Origin of the sequence: Pelagibius sp. (genome assembly GCF_028281305.1) — a bacterium.
Lineage (GTDB): Bacteria > Pseudomonadota > Alphaproteobacteria > Kiloniellales > Kiloniellaceae > Pelagibius.
The window spans coordinates 1-20,511 of record NZ_JANQKD010000132.1 but is presented as its reverse complement, the minus strand read 5'-3'; the positions used below and the strand labels follow the sequence as shown (position 1 = coordinate 20,511).

20 protein-coding genes are annotated in these 20,511 nt (G+C 67.3%); 4 read left to right on the top strand and 16 right to left on the bottom strand.

The genetic code is table 11. The annotated features are described in order from the left end of the window. Window positions 1-251: 251 nt before the first annotated feature. The 6 genes from ptsP to Q0982_RS23750 all read right to left on the bottom strand — a co-directional run bounded on the left by ptsP (window position 252) and on the right by Q0982_RS23750 (window position 6,965). A complete protein-coding gene (ptsP, locus tag Q0982_RS23775; RefSeq protein ID WP_299400512.1) occupies window positions 252-2,033 on the bottom strand; it encodes a phosphoenolpyruvate--protein phosphotransferase in 1,782 nt (593 codons plus the stop codon). Beyond that, window positions 2,020-2,343, bottom strand: coding sequence for an HPr family phosphocarrier protein (locus Q0982_RS23770; protein ID WP_299400510.1), 324 nt, complete (start codon window positions 2,341-2,343; stop codon window positions 2,020-2,022). Before Q0982_RS23770 ends, ptsP begins: the two co-directional genes overlap by 14 nt. Continuing rightward, window positions 2,343-2,750, bottom strand: coding sequence for a PTS sugar transporter subunit IIA (locus tag Q0982_RS23765; RefSeq protein WP_299400508.1), 408 nt, complete (start codon window positions 2,748-2,750; stop codon window positions 2,343-2,345). The genes Q0982_RS23770 and Q0982_RS23765 overlap by 1 nt, the downstream gene beginning before the upstream one ends. Before the next feature lie 161 nt (window positions 2,751-2,911). Then, the gene (gene rapZ, locus Q0982_RS23760; RefSeq protein ID WP_299400506.1) at window positions 2,912-4,405 is read right to left on the bottom strand and encodes an RNase adapter RapZ; all 1,494 of its coding nucleotides are present in this window, start codon (window positions 4,403-4,405) and stop codon (window positions 2,912-2,914) included. Between the two features lie 40 nt (window positions 4,406-4,445). After that, complete coding sequence (locus tag Q0982_RS23755) at window positions 4,446-6,179, bottom strand: stimulus-sensing domain-containing protein (protein WP_299400505.1); 1,734 nt, start codon at window positions 6,177-6,179, stop codon at window positions 4,446-4,448. An 81-nt stretch (window positions 6,180-6,260) separates the two neighbouring features. After that, on the bottom strand, window positions 6,261-6,965 hold the full coding sequence (locus Q0982_RS23750; protein WP_299400504.1) for a response regulator transcription factor: 705 nt from the start codon (window positions 6,963-6,965) through the stop codon (window positions 6,261-6,263). A gap of 956 nt (window positions 6,966-7,921) precedes the next feature. Between Q0982_RS23750 and Q0982_RS23745 the strand changes: the two genes are divergently transcribed. Further along, window positions 7,922-8,449 (top strand): PAS domain-containing protein, encoded by a 528-nt coding sequence (locus tag Q0982_RS23745; protein ID WP_299400503.1) that lies wholly within the window; start codon window positions 7,922-7,924, stop codon window positions 8,447-8,449. A gap of 83 nt (window positions 8,450-8,532) precedes the next feature. On the opposite strand, the gene Q0982_RS23740 is transcribed toward Q0982_RS23745, so the two are convergent. The 5 genes from Q0982_RS23740 to Q0982_RS23720 form a co-directional block, all read right to left on the bottom strand. Further along, the gene (locus Q0982_RS23740; protein WP_299400502.1) at window positions 8,533-9,834 is read right to left on the bottom strand and encodes a serine hydrolase; all 1,302 of its coding nucleotides are present in this window, start codon (window positions 9,832-9,834) and stop codon (window positions 8,533-8,535) included. A 60-nt stretch (window positions 9,835-9,894) separates the two neighbouring features. Continuing rightward, window positions 9,895-10,314, bottom strand: a complete 420-nt coding sequence (pspC, locus tag Q0982_RS23735; RefSeq protein ID WP_299400500.1) for an envelope stress response membrane protein PspC — start codon at window positions 10,312-10,314, stop codon at window positions 9,895-9,897. Further along, window positions 10,311-10,532, bottom strand: coding sequence for an envelope stress response membrane protein PspB (gene pspB / locus Q0982_RS23730; RefSeq protein WP_299400498.1), 222 nt, complete (start codon window positions 10,530-10,532; stop codon window positions 10,311-10,313). Before pspB ends, pspC begins: the two co-directional genes overlap by 4 nt. A 27-nt stretch (window positions 10,533-10,559) precedes the next feature. Continuing rightward, window positions 10,560-11,252 (bottom strand): phage shock protein PspA, encoded by a 693-nt coding sequence (pspA, locus tag Q0982_RS23725; protein WP_299400496.1) that lies wholly within the window; start codon window positions 11,250-11,252, stop codon window positions 10,560-10,562. A gap of 128 nt (window positions 11,253-11,380) precedes the next feature. Continuing rightward, window positions 11,381-11,518, bottom strand: coding sequence for a hypothetical protein (locus Q0982_RS23720; protein WP_299400494.1), 138 nt, complete (start codon window positions 11,516-11,518; stop codon window positions 11,381-11,383). Window positions 11,519-11,760: 242 nt separating this feature from the next. Here Q0982_RS23720 and pspF point away from each other — a divergent pair, with 242 nt between their 5' ends. After that, window positions 11,761-12,861, top strand: coding sequence for a phage shock protein operon transcriptional activator (gene pspF / locus Q0982_RS23715; protein ID WP_322097103.1), 1,101 nt, complete (start codon window positions 11,761-11,763; stop codon window positions 12,859-12,861). A 31-nt stretch (window positions 12,862-12,892) separates the two neighbouring features. Here pspF and Q0982_RS23710 read toward each other — a convergent pair whose 3' ends face one another. The 3 genes from Q0982_RS23710 to Q0982_RS23700 all read right to left on the bottom strand — a co-directional run bounded on the left by Q0982_RS23710 (window position 12,893) and on the right by Q0982_RS23700 (window position 15,533). After that, window positions 12,893-13,945 carry a patatin-like phospholipase family protein gene (locus Q0982_RS23710; protein WP_299400490.1) on the bottom strand — a complete coding sequence of 351 codons (1,053 nt, stop codon included), beginning with the start codon at window positions 13,943-13,945 and terminating at the stop codon, window positions 12,893-12,895. Window positions 13,946-14,160: 215 nt separating this feature from the next. Beyond that, entirely contained in the window at window positions 14,161-14,469 is a 309-nt protein-coding gene (locus tag Q0982_RS23705; protein ID WP_299400489.1) for a DUF190 domain-containing protein, read from the bottom strand. 56 nt (window positions 14,470-14,525) lie between these two features. Next, window positions 14,526-15,533, bottom strand: a complete 1,008-nt coding sequence (locus Q0982_RS23700) for a sodium-dependent bicarbonate transport family permease (protein WP_299400487.1) — start codon at window positions 15,531-15,533, stop codon at window positions 14,526-14,528. A gap of 319 nt (window positions 15,534-15,852) precedes the next feature. Here Q0982_RS23700 and Q0982_RS23695 point away from each other — a divergent pair, with 319 nt between their 5' ends. Together Q0982_RS23695 and Q0982_RS23690 are read left to right on the top strand one after the other, a co-directional pair. After that, window positions 15,853-17,496 carry a phosphoenolpyruvate carboxykinase gene (locus Q0982_RS23695; protein WP_322097102.1) on the top strand — a complete coding sequence of 548 codons (1,644 nt, stop codon included), beginning with the start codon at window positions 15,853-15,855 and terminating at the stop codon, window positions 17,494-17,496. Window positions 17,497-17,631: 135 nt separating this feature from the next. Then, entirely contained in the window at window positions 17,632-18,210 is a 579-nt protein-coding gene (locus Q0982_RS23690; RefSeq protein ID WP_299400485.1) for a TetR/AcrR family transcriptional regulator, read from the top strand. Between the two features lie 9 nt (window positions 18,211-18,219). Here Q0982_RS23690 and Q0982_RS23685 read toward each other — a convergent pair whose 3' ends face one another. Further along, window positions 18,220-19,374, bottom strand: a complete 1,155-nt coding sequence (locus Q0982_RS23685) for an aminotransferase class V-fold PLP-dependent enzyme (RefSeq protein ID WP_299400483.1) — start codon at window positions 19,372-19,374, stop codon at window positions 18,220-18,222. Between the two features lie 64 nt (window positions 19,375-19,438). Beyond that, window positions 19,439-20,511: DNA polymerase (locus tag Q0982_RS23680; protein ID WP_299400481.1), on the bottom strand; the 1,073-nt coding region annotated here is incomplete at its 5' end.

Here is a 20,511-nt window from a genome sequence, read left to right as displayed (position 1 = left end):
GTCCGCGGCAGAGGTCCGGCCTTGCTGCGGCGCGCGGCAACACTGATTTTCGACGCCAAGAGACTCAATGCCGGCGCGCGCCCAGTTGCCCGCCGTCCGGCCCGTGGAGCGGGTCATTTAACAGCGAAAGGCGCGCGCCGCAAGGCCGCCCGGCGCAGGGCGCGCCGGGCATTTCTGTGTTCCGGTATTTCCGTGTTCCGGCCGTTTCGCCTTCGGGATCGGTGTCGCCGGGAAACTGCGCGGGACCGCCGTCAGGCGACGGTTTCGTTGAAGTCGTCCAGCAAGGTGGCGATACGGGTGCTGTCGACCTGGTCCATGATCATCTGAGCGCGCCGGGCAGCGGCCTGCATATCCAGGCCCAGGATCCGGCTTTTCACCCGCGGCACGGCCTTTACTGTCATCGAGAGTTCGCGCACGCCCAGGCCCAGCAGCAGCGCGGTAAACCGGGGATCGCCGGCCATCTCGCCGCAGACCGAGACCGGGATGCGGGCGCGCAGGGCCGCCTCGACGGAGAACTGGATCAGCCGCAGCACCGCCGGATGCAGGGGGTTGTAGAGATAGGCGACCTGCTCCTCGCCGCGGTCGATGGCCAGGGTGTACATGGTGAGATCGTTGGTGCCGATGGCGAAGAAGTCGCAGTTCTGGGCCAGGGAGTCCGCCGCCAGCGCCGCCCCCGGCACCTCGATCATCACCCCCAGGGGCGGCAGAGGGTCGGCAACCTCCAGGCCGCGGCGGCGCAGGCGCCGGGCCGTCTTCTCCAGCTCCTTGCGGACAGCGATGATTTCGCCGGGGGTGGAGATCATCGGCAGGAGGATGCGCAAAGGCCCGTGGGCGGCGGCCCGCAGCATGGCCGCCAACTGGGTGCGCAGCAGCTTGGGTTCCTTCAGCGACAGCCGGATCGCCCGCAGGCCGAGCGCCGGGTTCTGGGCCTCGCCGAGATGATCGCCCAGGGAGGAGGCCAGCTTCTCGCCACCGACATCCAGGGTGCGCACCGTCACCGGCCGGCCCTTCATCGCCTTCACGATCTGCGCCAGCGCGGCATACTGCTCGTCCTCGTCCGGCAGGTCGTCGCGGTTCATGTAAAAGAACTCGGTGCGCAGCAGGCCCACGCCCTCGGCACCCACCACGGCGGCCTGGGCCGCCTCGCGCGGCAGCTCCAGGTTGACCTCCATCAGAATGCGCTGGCCGTCGCGCGTCTCGGCCGGGATATCCCGCAGGCGTGCCAGCGAGCGGGCCTCACGCGCCATGGCCTTGAGGCGCTTCTGATAGGCCGACAGGCGCTTGGCCGTTGGGTTGAGGATCACAAGGCCGCTGCTGCCGTCGACGATGAGCATGTCGCCTGATTTGATGGCCGGGATCAGCCCGCCGACCCCCAGCACCGCCGGCAGGCCGAGCGAGCGGGCCATGATGGCGGTGTGCCCCTCGGCGCCGCCCATCAGGCAGGCAAAGCCGGTGATCTGTTCCGGGTCCATCAGCGCGGTATCGGCGGGGGAGATCTCCTCGGCAATGACGATGCTGCCCTTCTCGACGCCGCTGAAGCCGCGGTAGGCCGTGTCGGTGAGGTTGCGGAGGATGCGGTGGCCGACCTCGCGCACGTCGTCGGCACGGGCGCTGAGGTAGTCGTCCTCCATGGCGACGAATTCCTGCGCCAGGGCCGAGATTTCCGCCATCACCGCTGCCTCGGCATTGCGGCGCTCCGTTTCGATGCGCGCTTCGATGCCGCCGATCAGGCGGCGCGATTTCAGCATCTGCAGATGGGCGTCCAGCAGATAACCGAGCTCCTCGGCAGCCAGACCATGAATGCCGAGGGACTTGGCTTTCAGCTTGCCGACCTGCCGGACGGCCTTGGCGGTCGCCTCGGCGAAGCGCTTCTTCTCGCGGCGCACGCGCCCGGCAGGGACCTGGTACTCAGGGACGTGGAGATCGCCCGATTCGCGCACAAAGGCGGGCCCGATGCTGACACCGGGAGAAACGGCCAGCCCCTCGAAAACCTGTTCGCGGGGCCGGCGCCGGCCTTTGCTAGCCGTCTTCATCGAACTTGCCGTCGACCAGGCGGGCCAAGGCTTCGACCGCCTGGGCCGCCCCCAGGCCGCTGGCCTCGACATCAATTTCGCAGCCCGGACCGGCCGCCAGCATCATCAGCCCCATGATCGAACAGCCGGACACCCGCGTGCCGCTCTTGATAACCGTGATCTGCGCATCGAAGGACTCCGCCAGCTTGACGAACTTGGCGGCCGCCCGCGCGTGCAGGCCCTTCTGGTTCTGGATCGTCAGGCGCCGCGTGACGCGGTCGTTCGCGGCAGCGGTCTCGGCGGCGGGTTTGGCTTCGGCGGGCTTGTCCATCAGTCGCGATCCGATTCCAGGAGCTGGGACGCGACGTTGATGTATTTGCGCCCAGCCAGTTGCGCCTGGGTGACGGCCTCGGCCAGGTTGGCGGTGTTGCGCAGTCCGGTCAGCTTGATCAGCATCGGCAGGTTGATGCCGGCGATCACCTCGACACGGCCCTTGTCGAGCACGGAGATCGCGAGGTTGGAGGGCGTGCCGCCGAACATGTCCGTCAGCAGCACGACGCCGTCGCCCTGCTCGGCGGAAGAAACGGCATCGATGATGTCCTGGCGGCGTTGCTCCATATCGTCCTCCGGGCCGATACAGATCGCGGTGACGTTCTCCTGCGGCCCGACGACATGCTCCAGGGCCTGGACGAACTCTACCGCGAGGCGCCCATGGGTTACCAAGACAAGACCGATCATTCTTTGCTCCCTGCCGGCTTTGACGGCTTGTCCCTACCGCAGCGGCCCTACGGCGGCGGGTCAAGCCTTATTGTCATGATAAGGACCCGAAGCGATGCCCTCGGTCAATGGCCGATCTCAACCGTCAGTTTATGTCCCGACCACCTTCCCCCTGTCGGATCTTACCGTCTTTCCACCGCGCGCTGCGGGTCGCGGGCAATATCGCGGTGCCCCAGATGTACGGGACGCCCCTCTTCGGCCAACCAGGCGGCGAGCCTCTCCGCCGTGAAGACGGAGCGGTGGCGCCCGCCGGTGCAGCCGATGGCGATGGTCAGGTAGCTCTTGCCTTCCCGCTCGTAGCGCGGCAGCAGCGGCGCCAGCATGCGGGTCAGATGGTCGAAGAAGGGCGCAAATCCCGGGTCGCCCGCCACAAAGCCGGCCACCGCCTCGTCGCGGCCAGAGAGCGGCCGCAGCGCGGGGTCGTAGTGCGGGTTGGCCAGAAAACGCACGTCAAAGACCAGGTCCGCCTCCCGCGGCAGGCCCTGGCGGAATGAGAAAGAGGTCACGAACACTGCCATCCCTGCACCGCCGCCGAGGCCGACATGGCCCAGCAACTGCGCGCGAAAGTCGGCCGGGGTCAACCGCGAGGAATCGATCATCATGTCCGCGCGTTCGCGCAGCGGCGCGACCAGCCGCCGTTCCGCGGCGATGCCGTCGGCGACCGGCCGGTCCTGCGCCAGCGGATGACGGCGGCGGGTCTCGGTGAAGCGGCGTCCCAGCACCTCGTCCTCGCAGTCGACGAAGAGCAGTGTGGTGGCGAAGCGCGGACTGCGGGCCAGCGCGTCGAGCTGGTCCAGCACGGGACCGACCGCAAAGTCCCGCGTGCGGATATCGACGCCGACCGCGATCGGCCGCTTGAGGCCCACTTCACCGACCACCGCATCGAGCAGGCTGAGGGGCAGGTTGTCGATGGCTTCGTAGCCTTCGTCTTCGAGAATGCGCAGCGCGGTCGAGCGGCCCGCCCCGGACATGCCGGTCACCAGCACCAGGCGCAGCGCTTCGCGGTTGTCCCCCTGCGCCTCGGTCACTGTCTGATCGCTCACAGTCGCACCGCCTGAGGTATCGCTGCCAAAGGTATCGCCGCCGGGGGTCTCGCCACACTCGGCCAGGTCGTTTTCCTGCGGGCCGGCAGAAGCCGCCTCCGCGTGGGCGCGCATTATAAGCGCGGCCGTATGCTGCAGCGCAAGGCGCAGCTTCTCCGGCGCGGAGGTGCCGCTCGGATCGAGGGCAATCAGCGGCAGATCGACGCCGAGAAGCCGGCGCTGAGCAGGCTCCGGCAGGCGCTCGATCTCAGACTGAGGACGCAACTCCACCAGCAGCGCCAGCGGCGCGGAGGCACAATGGGGCATCTCGACTATGCCCAGGCCGCGCACCTCCAGCTTGCCGGCAATGCTCTCGGGCGCGCGCGCGACGAGGCGGCCGTCCGAGGCTTGCAACAGGGTCTGATCGTCGCTGACCAGAACCGCGCCCTGGTCGATCATGCGCAGCGCCAGATCGGACTTGCCGGCGCCGGGCGGCCCGAGCAGCGCCACCGCCCAATCGCCGAGCGCTATCGTCGTCGCGTGGAGATTCTGCTCCGGCGCCCGATCATCGTCCCCATTATCGTTCCCCAACATCGTGCTCCATCGTCGTGGTCCGGGGCCGAGCCCGGCGGGCTCACTCGGCCGGCAGAATGACGACGAAGCAGGCACCCACCACGGTGCCGTCGGCATCGCAGCGGTTCTCGGCTTCGATGGTGCCGCCGTGGGCCTCGACGATCTGCTTGGAGATGGACAGGCCCAGCCCCGAATGGGTGCCGAACTTCTCGCCCGCCGGCCGCTCGCTGTAGAAGCGCTCGAAGACCGCTTCAAGCTTGCCTTCCGGAATGCCCGGGCCGTCGTCGCAGACGGAGATCTCGATCTCCTCGCCCTGACGCAAGGCCGAGAGGCGAATGGTCCCGCCCGGCGGCGAGAAGGTCATGGCATTGGTGATGAGGTTGCGGAAGACCTGGCCCAGGCGGGCTTCCATGCCAAGAACCCGCAGGTTCTGATGGTCGACCATATCGAGGACAAAGCGCGGGCCTTCATCGGCGTCGACGGTTTCGTGCAGCGAGGCCAGGGCGCGCAGCAGCTCGCCGACGTCCACCGACTCGCTCTCCGCCCGCGAGAGTTCCGCGTCCAGCCGCGATGCGTCGGAGATGTCGCTGATCAGGCGGTCGAGGCGATGGACGTCGTCGAGGATGATCGACATCAGCCGGCGCTGCTGTTCGGGATCCTCCACCCGGGCCACCGTTTCCACCGCGCTGCGCAGCGAGGTCAGGGGGTTCTTGATTTCGTGAGCGACATCGGCGGCGAAGGCCTCGATGGCATCCATGCGGTTCCACAGGGCCTCGGTCATCGAACGCAGGGCATCGGAGAGGTCGCCCACTTCGTCGCCGCGGCGGCGGAAGTCCGGGATCTCGAACTGCCGGCCCTTGCCGAAGCGCACGCGGTCGGCCGCCTGCGCGAGGCGGCGGATCGGCCGCGCGATCGTGCCGGCCAGATAGAACGACAGCAGCACCGTCACCGCCAGGGCGAGGCCGCAGACGATGAGGATGTCGCGGCGCCGGTCGTCCACCGCGGCATCGATGTCCGCGCCGTCCTTCGACAGCATGAGCGCGCCCAGGATCTGACGGTAGCGCTGCACCGGCACGGCGATCGAAAGCACCAGGCGCCCCTGGCGGTCGACACGCACCATGCCGGGGCTGTCGCCCGCAAGGGCGCCGCCGACCTCGGCGTAGTGCAGGGCCTGCTGCACCGGCTCCTCGCGGTAAAGCGGGAAGTCGTCCTCGCCCGGAACCCATTTCAGGACCGCCTCGTAGAGCCGGCCCAGGAGGCTGAGGCCGCCCTTTTCCTCCGGCGGCAGGGCGACGACCTGAACCTTGCCGCCCGGCCCGCCGAGCACGAAGCTGTCGGCCAGCAGGTCACCGGTGCGGGCGAAGATCCGCGCGCGCACGCCGGTGTCCACCAGCAGCACCCGCATCAGGTTGCGCGTCACCTCCGGCAGCAGCTGCTCGTCGCCCACCTGGGTCGCGACCACCGCGGTGCTGCCCAGCGACAGGGAAAAGGCCCGCCCCTGAATGCGCAGGGAATCCAGCTCCGCCGCGATCAGGCTTTCCCGATACTGGTCGAGGTGCAGCAGCCCCAGAACCGGGATCAGGAGGACCAGCACGTTGATGGTGAGAATGCGGCGGGTGAGCGGCGAGCGCCACCGCCGCCGGCGGCGCGGCAGGCCGCGCGCGCCCGAGGTCTCCTCTTCGGCCTGCTCGGTGCGGCGGCGCGCCGGTGCCTCGCCACCGGATGCCATGCGCCCCGCCGAGCCCTGCAACGGATTGCCCAGCGGGTCGCCGGCCCTGTTTTCCGTGCTCACCATGCCGGTACCCGCGACGACAAGCCGGCCGTCAGGCGCGCGGCGCGCCAAGGCCACGGCAGCACCGCGCAGGGGCGGCGGCGATCAAGGCTCGCGGTAGCGATAACCGACGCCATAGAGCGTCTCGATCTGCTGGAAGGAGTCGTCGGCATCCCGGAACTTCTTGCGCAGCCGCTTGATGTGACTGTCGATGGTGCGGTCGTCGACATAGATGGATTCGCCATAGGCGGCATCCATCAACTGGTCGCGGTTCTTCACGTGACCCGGGCGCAGCGCCAGGGCCTTGAGGATCAGGAACTCGGTCACCGTCAGGTTGACGCGGTCGTCCTTCCAGGTACAGAGATGACGTGCCGGATCCAGCGTCAGGTCCCCGCGGGTGATCGGCGCCTCGCCGCCCGGCGTCCCCGGCATGCCGTCCTCGCCACCTTTCTCGCGCCGCAGCAGGGCGCGGATCCGCTCGATCAGCAGACGCTGGGAGAAGGGCTTGGTGATGTAGTCGTCGGCCCCCATACGCAGGCCGAGAACTTCGTCGATCTCATCGTCCTTGGAGGTCAGGAAGATGATCGGCAGATTCGAGGTCTTGCGCAGATGGCCCAGCAGTTCCATGCCGTCCATCCGCGGCATCTTGATGTCGAGAACGGCCAGATCCACCGGACTGGCGGTGAGGCCGCGCAGGGCCTCGGCTCCGTCGTTGTAGGTGCGCACCTTGAAGCCCTCGGCTTCCAGCGCGATGGAGACCGATGTCAGGATGTTGCGGTCATCATCCACCAGGGCAATGGTGTCTTGCATATCTTCCTACCTGTCCTTCAAGCCGTTCTGTTTGCCGCCCACTATCCGTTTGCCACCTGTTATCCCGCACCCCGCGGCCGCAGCCGGTCAGGCCCAGAACCACCGGAACCGGGTTCCGGGTTCTTGGGCCTGAGGTCCGTACGTCCCCGCGCAGCCAGCGGCACAGGGTTCGCTCGTGCCGCCGCCGGCACCGGATTCATTTCTAAGCCGCCTGGACGCTGCGGCCAAGCGCCGCAACACCGAATTCCCGGGGTTACGCCGCGAGGACCGCGTCGCCAGGCCCCCGTCAACAGGATCGCATCGGCGCGCCCACCGACCGGTCGAGCCGCAGCGTGCCGGCCATCGTTCCAGGCCCATCGTTCCAGGCCCATCGTTCCAGGCCCATCGTTCCGGTCACAGTGTTGGATCCTTCCCAAGGCCTTTCCCCAGAGCTTTTTCCCCATAGCTTTCCCCCAATAGCTCTCCCCGGGACAGGCATCGCCCGCGGGGATACCGGCGCGCTGCGCAGGGATAACGCAGCACAGGGACAGTGCTGCATGGCGGGCACGCTGCAGAGGGACTGTGGCGGATTTGCGGCAGTTTCAAGGAACCTGCGGACCGCTTTCCTAGTCCAGAGCGCAAAATGCAGTTCCGTTTTGAAATACGCGGAAAAATAGGTCACAAATGGTTCCCGTATTGGCAAAGTTATGCTTAGGATCGGTGAAGCATTGTTCCCAAGATAAGCTGTTGAAGTCCCAAACTGTCGAAGGCAAAGCCGTATTTCTATTCATGGTAGTATTTCTTTTTGAAACTAAGACCGTTGATGGAATGCCGCGCGACACTTTCGGCGGGGGCGGCGGATGCTCGGCTATGCCGAAGCGGCCGCGGCAGGGACGGGGCGCGTTATCGGGCACATTTGGGGGCAATTCAGGGAGTCGGCCGGGGGCCCTGTCCGCACCCCGGGGATCGGGCACGGCATGGCACTGAACGAGGACTTCGGCAAGCCGGCCCGTAACAGGCCGCGGCGCTATACCAGCCGGACGTTCCTGGAGGATTGCCCGGATCGAATCGCGGAAATCTTCCACTACTGGGACCGCATACGCCGCGACCGCCGCATGCCCTGCCGGGCGGATTTCGATCCGGCTGAAGTGGTGCGCCATCTGCCGAGCGTCCTGCTGATCGACGTGGAAGGGGTGGACGACCGCGGCTGCGCCATTCTGCGCTACCGGGTGGTGGGCACGGAGGAGGTTCGCCTGCGCGGCCACGATCCGACCGGCAAACTGGTCAGCGAGGGCTTTCTGGGCCCCAGCCTGGAGTCGGTGATGGAGGCCTACGAACTGGTCCGGCGCGAACGCTGCTTCCTCTACGAGGAGATCGAGTTCACGACATCGGCCGGGCTGTGGCGGCGCGAGTACGGCATCCTGATGCCCCTGTCCGAAGACGGCCAGACCGTCAGCCAGATCCTCGTCTACTCGCTGCCCCGCGACGCCCTGGACGAAGAGTGAAGCCCCCGTCGATTAAGAACCCGTCGTAAAGGCCCGGTCGAAGAAAGGCTGGCCGAACCTGTCAACCTGAGCCGATCAAGCGCTCAACGGCGGGCCGCCGCGATCAGGCTCACAAGCTGCGCGAATTCGCGGCGCAGGATCAGACGATCGTCGCGGCAGAAAGCGGTCTGACGGTCCCGCGGACCGAGACAGGACAGTGCGAGCGTTTCAAGCGCCGCCTCCGGCGCCTGTCCGTCCCCCTCGACGGCTTGGAAGAACCGCGTGAGAAAGGCCTGCATGTCGGCCTGATGGACGATGACGCTGCGCCAGGCAGGAACGACGAGAAGTGCCTGCTGGCCCAGGCCCCAGGCCCAGAAGGTGCCGGGCGGCAGGCCGCTGTCCGGCGCCGGAATCCACCAGAGATAACCGTGGCCATGGCGCAGCCCTGACATTCCGGTCCGCGAATAGTCCGCGGTGATGCGGTCGACCCAGCCGGCGGGCAGGATCCGCCGGCCATCGAGTTCGCCCCTTTGCAGATAGAGCATCCCGAAGCGGGCCAGATCGCGGGCGGACATCCGAAACATGGCCGCCCGGTGCCGCGACAGGTCGGGCGCCGCAACATAGGAAACCGCCCCGGCGGTGTGGTCGCGCAGGCCAAGCGGCGCAGCAAACCCCGTTTCGAAGGCCTCGGCGACCGGCAGGCCGGTGCGCACCTCGAAGACGGTGGTCAGGGCGTTGCTGTCCCAATTGTTGTAGGCCCAGATGGTCCCCGGCCGGTTCTCGCCCTCTCCCAGGCGCCGTTTCTTCTCGGCCACCAGGCCTTCTTCGGCGGCAGCGGCGTGATTGATCCCGGAGGTGCTCTGCAGCAGATGCAGGACCGTTGCCTGCCGCTGGAGGGGGGTCAGCGGAACGGGCACGTCGTCGATGCCGAGGTCTGCCAGCTTCGCCGCCAGATCGATAGACCGCTCTCCCGCACCGAGGTGCCGGCCGACCAGTGCCGAAAGCAGGGTTTTGCGGATGGAGTGGAGCGGGCGCGGCGTCTTGAGGTCACCCAAGGCTGCAACCACCGTCCCATCGGTGACAATCAGCAGCACATCGCTGCCCAGCCCGCCGGCGTAGCCGAAGACCCTGTCGAGATTGAACGGGTCCCAGCCCAGCCGCCGCGTCTCGGCGTCGTCGAGGCGGAAGACCTGCCCGTGTCCGGGGTTGGGCCCGGGGTTGGGCCCGGGGTTGGGCCCGGGGTTGGGCCCGGGGTTGGGCCCGGAACCAGGACCGTGATCGGGCGGCGGCGCGGCCGCAGTGAAGGGATCCCCTTCCCAGGTGTTTGCGACATAGACCATCGCAACGATCAGGGTGAGGGGGATCACCGCGAGGGCGGCGATCCACCCGCGTCTGGGACGTCTCATGGCTGTTGTTTCCTGTGGCCGCTGCTGACCGTTGTGGGCTGCGCCCCGGCCGGTCGGCGCCTAGAGGTCGCGGAACTCCCGGTGCAGACGCGCTTCGGAGGAGGTGACGAAGGCCTCCATCGCCCGGACGCGGTGTTCCTGGTCGCGGAACTTGTGGCGCAGGCGGGAGAGCGACTCGCTGGGCTTGAGCCGCACCTGGCGCCAGAACTCCTTCTCCTCTTCCGAGCGGTAGGTGAACTCCGGCGCCGGATCGATGAGGAGCGTGGCCAGGACGTAGCAGACCAGCGTCGGAAAGGTGAACATGAAGAGCGCGATCACCGCCACCAGGCGCACGATGAAGGTGCTGATGCCGAAGTAATCGGCAAGCCCGGCGCAGACGCCCGAAATCCGGCCCTTCTCCCGGTTGCGGTAGAGGCGGCTGGGCCGGGCGGGGCCTTTAGGCGCCTGCCCCCGGCCAGGACGACACGGTCCGGCAGTCACAGCTTTTTCCTCCAGTCCGTCACCTCGGCATCGAGGATGCGTTCCAGCGCGTTGATGCGCTGCTCCATGCGCTCGGCACTCTGCCAGAGCTCTTCCAGCAACTGCTCTTCATCGGAGGACAGCGATTTGGTCGCCCGCCAGCGCGTGGCGTAGTGGGCGATGATCCAGATCGGCGCGACCACCGCGAGGAAGAGGATGACCGGTACTTCGATATCCATGGTCTTCTAGCCTCTCGCGCCTCTGGCCTAACCCTTGTCCGCCGCGCCGCTGTCCTTGGACTTCTTGACCTTGGCCTTGAGGGCCGCCAGCTCGTCCTCGATGGCAGACTCCGCGGCCAGTTCCGAGATCTCTTCCGCCAGGGTCTTGCCGCCGCCGCTGAGATCGTAGGCTTCCACCGCGCCCTCGGCCTCGTCGAGCTTCTTTTCCACCTGCTCGAAGCGCTGGAAGGCGTCCTCGACACGGCCGTCGTAGAGGGTGCGGCGGACCTTGAGGCGCGATCCCGCCGTCTCGTGGCGCGCCGTCAGCGCCTGCTGCTTGGCCTTGGCCTCGCGCAGCTTGCTTTCCAGCTTGGCGATGTCGGCCTCGCCCTGGCGCAGCAGGGCGTCCAGGTCCTCCAGCTCGGCCTGCAGCGCCGTCGCGGCCTCGGCCAGCTTGGCCTTTTCTACAAGGGCACCCTTGGCGAGATCCTCGCGGCCCTTGGTCAGGGCCAGCTCCGCCTTCTCCTGCCAGCTCTGCTGGGCCTCTTCCAGGCGTGCCAGGCGGCGGCGGATTTCCTTTTTCTCGGCGATGGTCTTGGCGGCGGTGCTGCGCACCTCGACCAGCGTGTCCTCCATCTCCTGGATCACCAGGCGGATGATCTTTTCCGGCTCCTCGGCGCGGTCGAGGATGGCGTTCAGGTTCGAATTGATGATGTCGGCAAGGCGGGAGAAAATACCCATCGCTCCAGTTCCTTTGTTGTCGGTCTCTGTTGACGGCCTCTGTCTGCGGCCAGCGACTCTCGCTTTGAGCGGTGTTCCGTCGCCGGTCGGCGTTGCAGCCGATCCGTTACGGGGTCAGGTCTTTCGCATTACCCCAGGATGGCGCCGATGATCAGGCCGGCGGCAAACATCAGCCAGTGGTCGGCCGTACGGCTGCGCAGGTAGGCCAGCGCGCGGTCCAGCCAGGTCGCGTCTTCGTTTCGGGGTTCATCGTTCCAACGGTTCATCGTTTTCAACCTCTTGCCCTCTCTGGTGTCAGTCCGGGTGCTGCCCGGCGGGTTCAGGGAGGCGCCCCTGCGGCGCATCTTAACCATCGATTAGCAGAGATCGTGCCAAGTCCGCGAAATCTTACTAAGATGTTGATTTACATAACAAACCTCCTGCAGCCGCAGCCCAGCACAAAGATCTCATGCCTCCAATAAATCCTAATCATTGGTGTTTTTTCCCAGTAATTGCCTATATTCACAGTATGCAGACTCCTGACCTACCCCCACTGTTGGGGGAATCGCCCGCCTTCCTCGGGCTCGCCGAGCAGATCTCCCGCATCGCGCCTGTGGACAGGCCGGTCCTGGTGATCGGCGAGCGCGGCACCGGCAAGGAACTGGTGGCCGCGCGCCTGCACTTCCTGTCGCAGGCTTGGGACGGGCCTTTCGTCAAGCTGAACTGCGCCGCCCTGGCCGAGAGCCTGCTGGAGTCCGAGCTCTTCGGCCACGAAGCCGGGGCCTTCACCGGCGCGGCCCGGCGCCGCGCCGGGCGCTTCGAACTGGCCGACGGCGGCAGCCTGTTTCTCGACGAGATCGCCTCGGCCACCCCCGCGGTGCAGGAGAAGCTGCTGCGCGCCGTTGAGTATGGCGCCTTCGAGAGGCTGGGCGGCAATGCCACCCTGAAGGTGGAGGTGCGGGTGATCGGCGCCACCAACGTCGACCTGCCGGCCGCCGCCGCGGCCGGCCGCTTTCGCGCCGACCTGCTGGACCGCCTGGCCTTTGAGGTGATCACCCTGCCGCCGCTGCGGGCCCGGCAGGAGGACATCCCCCTGCTGGCCGGTCATTTCGGGCGCGAAATGGCCGCGGAACTGGGCTGGCCGCAGTTCCCCGGGTTCCACGAGCGCGCGCTGGAAAGGCTGCTGGGCCATGCCTGGCCCGGCAACGTGCGCGAACTGCGCAACGTGGTGGAGCGCTCGGTGGCTCGCGGCACGCCGGACGCGCCGGTCGACGGCATCGTGCTCGACCCCTTTGCCAGCCCCTATCCGCTCGCCGGTGCCCCAAGCGCGGACAGCGCCCCGGCAACCGGCGTTCCAAAGGTCGAGGCCGGAGAGGCCCTCGGCCCGGCCGCCCAGGGTCCGGCGAAGGCAGAACGTCCCTCAGCGGTTCCGGCAGGTGGCGTGCTGTCGGATCCCCTGCGGGCCTTCGACCTGCGCGAGGCGCTGAAACGGGTCGAACACGATCTCCTGCAGCAGGCTTTGACGGCCCAGCGCTTCAACCAGCGCGCCACCGCTAAGCAGCTCGGCCTGACCTACGACCAGCTGCGCAACCGGCTGCGCAAGCACGGCCTGCTGGAGCGGCCGGCCTGATTGCCCTGAAGCTAGACGGCCCTGAAGGAGGCTATGCGCCCGTCAGATCCAGAGAGGAGCGCACCCCCAGGGCATCGCGGTGACGCTCGAGCCAGGCCGCCGCAGCCTCCCGGCCGATGGCCTTCAACTCCTGGAAAAACCCCCAGTCCGCACGCTGCTTGCTGGTGACGTCGAAGGCCCGCATGGCGGCCCCGCCTTCCAGCAGATGCAGGTTCAGGCCGCGCACCTTGCCGGCCATCCCGCTGCCGCGCAGCCGCCCGGGCCCGGCGATATGGCCCATGTAGGTCAGCGCCTCCAGCTCGCGCATCAGCGGCGCGTTGAACATGATCTGGCTGCGCCGATTGTTGATCTGGCGCACGCTGCGCGGCACCTCGTCAGTGGTCAGCGAATCGATCTGGATGATCATCACGTCGCGGCTGTCGCAGTGGAACACCAGGGGAAAGATGGTCGGATTGGCCATGAAGCCGCCGTCCCAGTAGTGGCCGCCGTCGATGGCAACGGCCCGATAGAGATGGGGCAGGCAGGCCGAGGCGAGGAGGACATCCACGGTCATGTCCGGATTCTCGAAGAGCTCGGCCCGGCCCTGCTTCAGTTCGGTGGCGGAGACGAACAGCCGCGGTCCCTCCGCCGCCTGCAGCGCCTCGAAGTCGATGACCTCTTCCAGGATGCGGCGCAGCGGGTTCACGTCCAACGGGTTGAGCTGATAGGGCGAGAACATGCGCGTCATCATGTCCAGGGCCGGGGTCGCCGCCGCACTCGGGCTGAACTCGCCGAGGCCGCTGACGCGGCGCCAGAGGCGCTCCAGGTTGGCCCGGGCGCCTTCGGCGCCGCCCTCCAGCCAGCCGGCCGCCAGAGCCGCCGCATTGAGGGCCCCTGCGCTGGCGCCGCTCAGGCCGTCGAGGTCGAGGCCGCGCTCCTCCAGCAGCCGGTCCAGGACGCCCCAGGTAAAGGCGCCATGGGCGCCGCCGCCCTGCAGGGCCAGGGACAGCCGGCGCCGCCGCGGTTCGGTCTTGCGCCGCACCGCCCGGCCGAGGGGCCTGGAAATCTTCGAATCGAGGCGCGAAACGCCGTTTCTGAGAGCCATGATGCCTCCAGACAAAGTCCGGGGCATTCCCCACCCGTTGCGGTTTCTTGCCGACCGTCCTGCGCTCATGGCCCTAACAACGGACCCGGGCAGGCTTCGCGCCAGTGTTCTAAATGTGATTTGTGAACAATAACTTAAGGCGATTCTGTGACGCGCCGTGCCACATTTCCCCGGGAACCGCCGGACCGCAGGCGCGGCAGCCTCCCGGCAGCCGCCTAGAAGTGATCGGCGCGGATCACCTCGACGTCGGAGAGGGTGATGATGGCGCTGTAGTCGGCGAGCAGGCTGTGGGCCGCGGCCATCACCTGGCGCGCTTGGTCTTCCTGGGCGATCACGATGATCAGGCGCTTGGAGAAGGCGTCGCTGATCTCGCCCTCGTGCCAGCTGCTTTCCGGCCCCTTGCCGGAGAGGCAGGGCATCACGGTGTAGCCGCGCACGGCCTCGGCCTCCAACAGCGACACCACGTGGCGCAGCAGCGGTGCCTCGACGATGATATCCAGCCGTTTGCGGAGATAGGTTTCCATGGGTGCCTTCCTCGGGGTCGCCGTCCTTGCAGGCCTCTTGTTCAGAACCGGGCCCGTCAGGGAGACGATAACGCCGTGGCGACGGAAAAGTAGAGCGGAATCCCGATCGTCAGGTTGAAGGGAAAGGTGATGGCCAGCGACAGGGTCAGATAGATCCCGGGGCTGGCCTCAGGCACCGCAAGGCGCATGGAAGCGGGTACGGCGATATAGGAGGCGCTGCCCGACAGCAGGCCCAGCAGGGCCATCTCGCCCTGCCCGAGCCCGAGCGCCCAGCCGGCGGCGAGCCCGAGCGAGGCGCCGATCACCGGCATCGCCAGGCCGAAGACGACAAGGTTCACCGTCAGCTCCTTGGCGCCGCGCAGCCGCGCTGCCGCCACCAGCCCCATGTCCAGCAGGAAGAGGCAGAGCACGCCCTTGAAGGGCGCGTCGATAAAGGGGGCGATGGCATCGAAGCCCTTGGGCCCGGTGATCCAGCCGATAACGAAGGCGCCGATCAGCACCACCACGCTGCCGTTGAGGAAGATCTCGCGCATCAGATCGCGGTCGACCAGAGCCCGGCGACGGGCCCGCGCCGCAGGACCGGGGCCGCCGTTGAGTTCGCGCCGGGCCAGCCAGATGCCGGTGACGATGGCCGGGGTTTCCATGATCGCCATGACCGCCACCATGTAGCCCTCGAAGCCGACGCCCATGAGGGTCAGGAACTCGGTGCCGGCGACGAAGGTGACGACGGAGATGGAGCCGTAGTGGGCCGAGACCGCCGCCGCGTCGGCCTGGCCGAGGCGGGTGAAGAGACGCAGCAGCGTATAGGCGATCAGCGGAATCACGAAGGACAGCGCCCCGCCGGCGAGCAGGATCAGCGCGATGGTCCAGTCGAGCCCCTGCTTGCTCAGTTCCACGCCGCCTTTGAAGCCGATGGCCAGCATGAGGTAGAGCGCCATGGCTTTGGCGAAGGCCTCTGGCACCGAAAGGTCGGAGCGCAGCAACGCGGCGCCGAAGCCGAGCACGAAGAACAGAATGATGGGCGACAGCAGGTTGTCGACGGCAAGGGGCAGGAGTTCGGACAAGGACGCGTTCCGGCGCGGTTGGAGGCGGAGGATCGCCGCGCAGGAACGCGCAGCACCCGGAGTTTTAGTCCATGGCGACGGTTAGACCAAGACCGCAGCCAGATTTACCGGTCCGCGACGCCGGGGGAGCCAGCCGGACCGCACAGCGAGAGCCCACAGGAAAGATCAGAAAAGACACATATTCGCCATTTCAAAGCCTCGGCCGATCCATTATCTGTCAAAGCACGAGAACCCCGGAAACGGGGCGCCAGAACAGAGTTCCGCCGCGTGACGAGCCGGCGACAAGGCCGCCGCCAAAGGAACCGACAGCACACGAACCGTGAGCACACTGCAGCAGTGGGAGACAACACAGGTGGAAAACATCGGCGCGGCGGTCAGCCGCCACGGCTTGGCCCTGCATGGCCTGAGCGATCTTCGCAGAGCCTATTGGAACCTCAGCGTTCCGGCCCTTTACCAGGAAAGCCTTACCCGTAACGAAGGCCGGCTCGCCGAGGGCGGGGCGCTGGTCGTCCTGACCGGAAAGCACACCGGCCGCTCGCCGAAAGATAAGTTCATCGTCCGCGAGGCCTCCACCGAGAAGGACATCTGGTGGGGCGACGTCAACGCATCGATGGAGGAAGACGTCTTCGAGCGGCTCTACGCCAAGGTCGTCGAGCACCTCAAGGGCCGCGACGTCTTCGTGCAGGATGTTTTTGCCGGCGCCGATGCCGCCTACCGCCTGCCCGTCCGGGTGGTCAGCGAGTCGGCCTGGCACTCGCTCTTCGCCCGCAACATGTTCATTCAGCCCGAGACCGAGGAGCTGGCCGAGTTCGAGCCCGGCTTCACCGTGCTCCACGCCCCCTTCTGCGAGGCCGATCCGGCAAGCGACGGCACCAACAGCGGGTCCTTCATCGTTGTGCACTTCGCTCGGCGCTTGGTGCTGATCGGCGGCACCATCTATGCCGGCGAGATCAAGAAATCGATCTTCTCGGTCCTCAACTATCTGCTGCCGGAGCGCGACGTGCTGCCGATGCACTGCTCGGCCAACATCGGGGCCGAGGGCGACACGGCCATCTTCTTCGGGCTTTCCGGCACCGGGAAGACGACGCTCTCCGCCGATGCCAGCCGCAGCCTGATCGGCGACGACGAGCACGGCTGGTCGCCCGACGGCGTCTTCAACTTCGAGGGCGGCTGCTATGCCAAGGTGATCCGCCTGGACCCCGCCTCGGAGCCCGAGATCTACGCCACCACCCGCCGCTTCGGCACGGTGCTGGAGAACGTGGTGATGGACCCGCTGACCGGGCGCCTGGACCTGGACGACGCCCGCCATACGGAAAACACCCGGGCCAGCTATCCCCTGGACTTCATCCCCAACGTCACCCCCGGCGGCCGCGGCGGCCAGCCGAAGAACATCGTGATGCTGACAGCCGATGCCTTCGGCGTGCTGCCGCCGATCTCCAGCCTGACGCCGGAGCAGGCCATGTACCACTTCCTCTCCGGCTACACCGCGCGGGTGGCCGGGACCGAAAAGGGCATGGGCTCTGAGCCTTCGGCCACCTTCTCCACCTGCTTCGGCGCGCCCTTCATGCCCCGGCACCCCTCGGTCTATGCAAAGATGCTGGGCAACAAGATGGCGGCCACCGGCGCACGCTGCTGGCTGGTGAACACCGGCTGGACCGGCGGCGCCTACGGCGTCGGCTCGCGCATGAAGATCGCCTACACCCGGGCCATGCTGCGCGCGGCGCTGGACGGCCGGTTAAGCGGAGCGGCCACAGCCCATCACCCGCAGTTCGGTCTGGCCATGCCGGAGAGCTGCCCGGATGTGCCATCGGAGGTGCTGAACCCGCGCAACACCTGGGGCGACAAGCAGGCCTACGACCTGACGGTGCGCGACCTGACCCAGCGCTTCGAGGCGAATTTCCGCCAGTTCGAGGCCTATGTGGGGGAGCCGGTCCGCCAGGCCGGCATCCGCGCCGCTGCGTAAAACGATACCGGGACGCGTCCGAAAGGCGCGTCCCGCTGCCGTCGGGCACCCGGCACCCTCACGCTAGAGCAATGAGATCGTTGCTTTATTTGGCGATCTCCGCATTATGGAGGGACCGGGGAGGGCCATCGCCAGATGTCGGGGATCACCGCAGAGAGAGTCTTGGATACCGCGCAGCGGCTGATCCAGACGCGCGGCTTCAACGGCTTCAGCTACCGCGACATCGCCGGTGAGATCGGCATCAAGTCGGCCAGCGTCCACTATTACTTCCCCAGCAAGGCGGATCTGGGCGTGGCTCTGGTCAGCCGCTACCGGAAAGACTTCGCCGCCGAGCTGGAAAGCATTCTCGACCGCCACGCCGAAGCCTCCAAGCGGCTGAAGGCCTTCGTCGAGCTCTTTCGCCAGACCCTGAAAAGCGAGCGGCTCTGCCTCTGCGGCATGCTGGGGGCCGAGCGCGACGGCCTGCCGGAGCCCGTGAACGACCAGGTGCGTGCCTTCTTTCAGCTCTGCGAGGGCTGGCTGTGCGAGGTCCTGAAGAACGGCCGCAAAGCGGGCGAGCTCGCCTTCCGCGGCAATCCGCGCAACGTTGCCGACCAGTTCCTATCGCTTCTGGAAGGGGCCATGGTGCTGGCCCGCAGCCTCAACGACCCCGATCGCTTCGACAAGGCGGCCAGCACCTACCTCGGCGTACTGAAACCCAGCACCCAGGAATAGCAAGCAGGACTAGCACTCAGGACTAGGGCGGCCCCCGTTCAAGAGACGGGGCAGGCTGTCCAAGAGGATCTCCACGTCTTCTTCGGTGGTGAAGAGATGGGCCGAGGCACGGATGCGGCCGTTGTCGCCCCAGACCAGGATGTTCTCCGCCGCGGCGCGGCGGGTCAGGCCCTCCGGATCGGGATGAACGAAGGCCGCGTTGGCGGCATGCTGCGCCGGGTCGTCCGGGGTCATGACCTCCAGGCCAAGGGCGGTCATGCCGGCCACCAGCCGCGCCGCCTGGGCCCTGGCATGGGCGGCGATGGTATCGATGCCGAAGCTCTCCAGATAGGCCAGGGAGTCGCGAAGCAGATAAGCGCCCAGGTGCCCGGCATTGCCGAACTCGACCCGCCGGGCATCCGGCTTCAGGCGATAGTCTGCGGGGGTTGCGCCCGGGCTGGCGGAGGCCCAGCCGGCGCCATAGGGCGTGAAGTCGGGCCGGCGCCGCCGGTTCCAGATCAGGATGCCATCGTGAATGCCGAGCACGAACTTGTAGCAGCAGGACACCACGAAGTCGCTGGCCCGCGCGTCGACCGGCACCACGCCCAGGGCGTGGCTGGCGTCCACCAGCAGCACAGCGTCCGCGCCCTCCAGCCCGCGTGCGAGGGCGGCGATGTCGTGGTGCTGGCCGGTCAGGGCGTTCACCTGGCTCAGGTAGACCAGCCGCGTGCGGTCGTCGCAGGCGGCCAGGATGTCATCCCGTTCGATCCACCAGCCGCGGCCAGGCACCAGCCGCACGTCGACCCCGCGAGATTTGAGCCCCGCCAGCGCGTAGCGCCCGCTGGTATAGTCCAGCGCCGGCACCACGACGTTGTCACCGGCCCGCCAGTCGAGGCTGGCAACGACACGCATGATCGCCTCGGACGCATTGCCGACGAGGCCGATGTCGCCGGGCTCCGCCTGCGTCATCCGCGCCAGCGACTGACGAACCTGATCGGCCTCTTCCCAGTGGCGCCAGTAGCCGTCGAAGCCGCCGGATTTGTCGGCGGCGAAGCGCTCGAAGGATTGCCGATGCACCTTCAGCAGCGGCGGTTCGCCGCCGGTGGCGAAATGCGCCTTGCCCTCCAGGCCGACGAAGTCGCTCTTCGGGGCGGGCAGGATCCGGCTGGCGTCTTTCGGGCTCATGGCACTCTGGATGGGAGTAACGGCGTGCAGTCTACCACAGCGCGCGCCAGGAAGTGGGCGCGCCCTAGTGCGCCTCGGCCCAGTTGGCGCCGGTGCCGGCGTCGGCGACCAGGGGCACGGAGAGTTCGATGGCGGGCGCGCAGGCGTTTTCCATGACTTCGCGCACCAGGGCGGAGGTCTCCTCCACCTCCTTGTCAGGCACCTCGAACAGCAGTTCGTCGTGCACCTGGAGGAGCATCTTTGCGCCCAGCCCCGCCTGCTCCAGCGCCGGCGGCACGCGGATCATGGCGCGCTTGATGATGTCGGCCGCCGTGCCCTGGATCGGCGCGTTGATGGCCGCGCGTTCGGAGAAGCTGCGCCGCGCCGGGTTCTTGTCCTTGATGCCGGGGATATGGATCTTGCGCCCGAAGAGGGTGGTGACGACGCCCTGCTCGCGGGCCAGCGTCTTGGTGCGGTCCATATAGCCGCGGATGCCGGGATAGCGCTCGAAGTAGGCGTCGATATAGGCCTTGGCCTCGCCCTGGGGGATGCCCAGGTTCTGCGCCAGGCCGAATGCGGAAATGCCGTAGATGATGCCGAAGTTGATGGCCTTGGCCTTGCGCCGGGTCATCGGGTCCATGCCCTCGACGGGGATGTCAAAGACCTGCGATGCGGTGATGGCGTGAATGTCCTGGCCTTCGTGGAACGCCTCCTTCAGCGCATCGACCTCGGCAATGTGGGCGGTCAGGCGCAGCTCGATCTGGCTGTAGTCCACCGACAGCAGCACATGCCCCTTCTCGGCAACGAAGGCGGTGCGGATCTTGCGCCCTTCTTCGGTGCGGATCGGGATGTTCTGCAGGTTGGGATCGTTGGACGACAGCCGCCCGGTGGAGGCGACGGCCTGGGAGTAGGAGGTGTGGACGCGCCCCGTCTCCTCGTTGATCTGGCTCTGCAGGGCGTCGGTGTAGGTGCTCTTCAGCTTGGCGAGCTGGCGCCAGTCCAGCACCCGCGCCGGCAGGTCGTGGCCTTGAGCCGCAAGCCCTTCCAGGATATCGGCGCCGGTGGCATAGGAACCGGACTTGCCCTTCTTGCCGCCGGGCAGGCTCATCTCGTCGAAGAGGATCTCGCCGAGCTGCTTGGGCGAGCCGATGGTGAAAG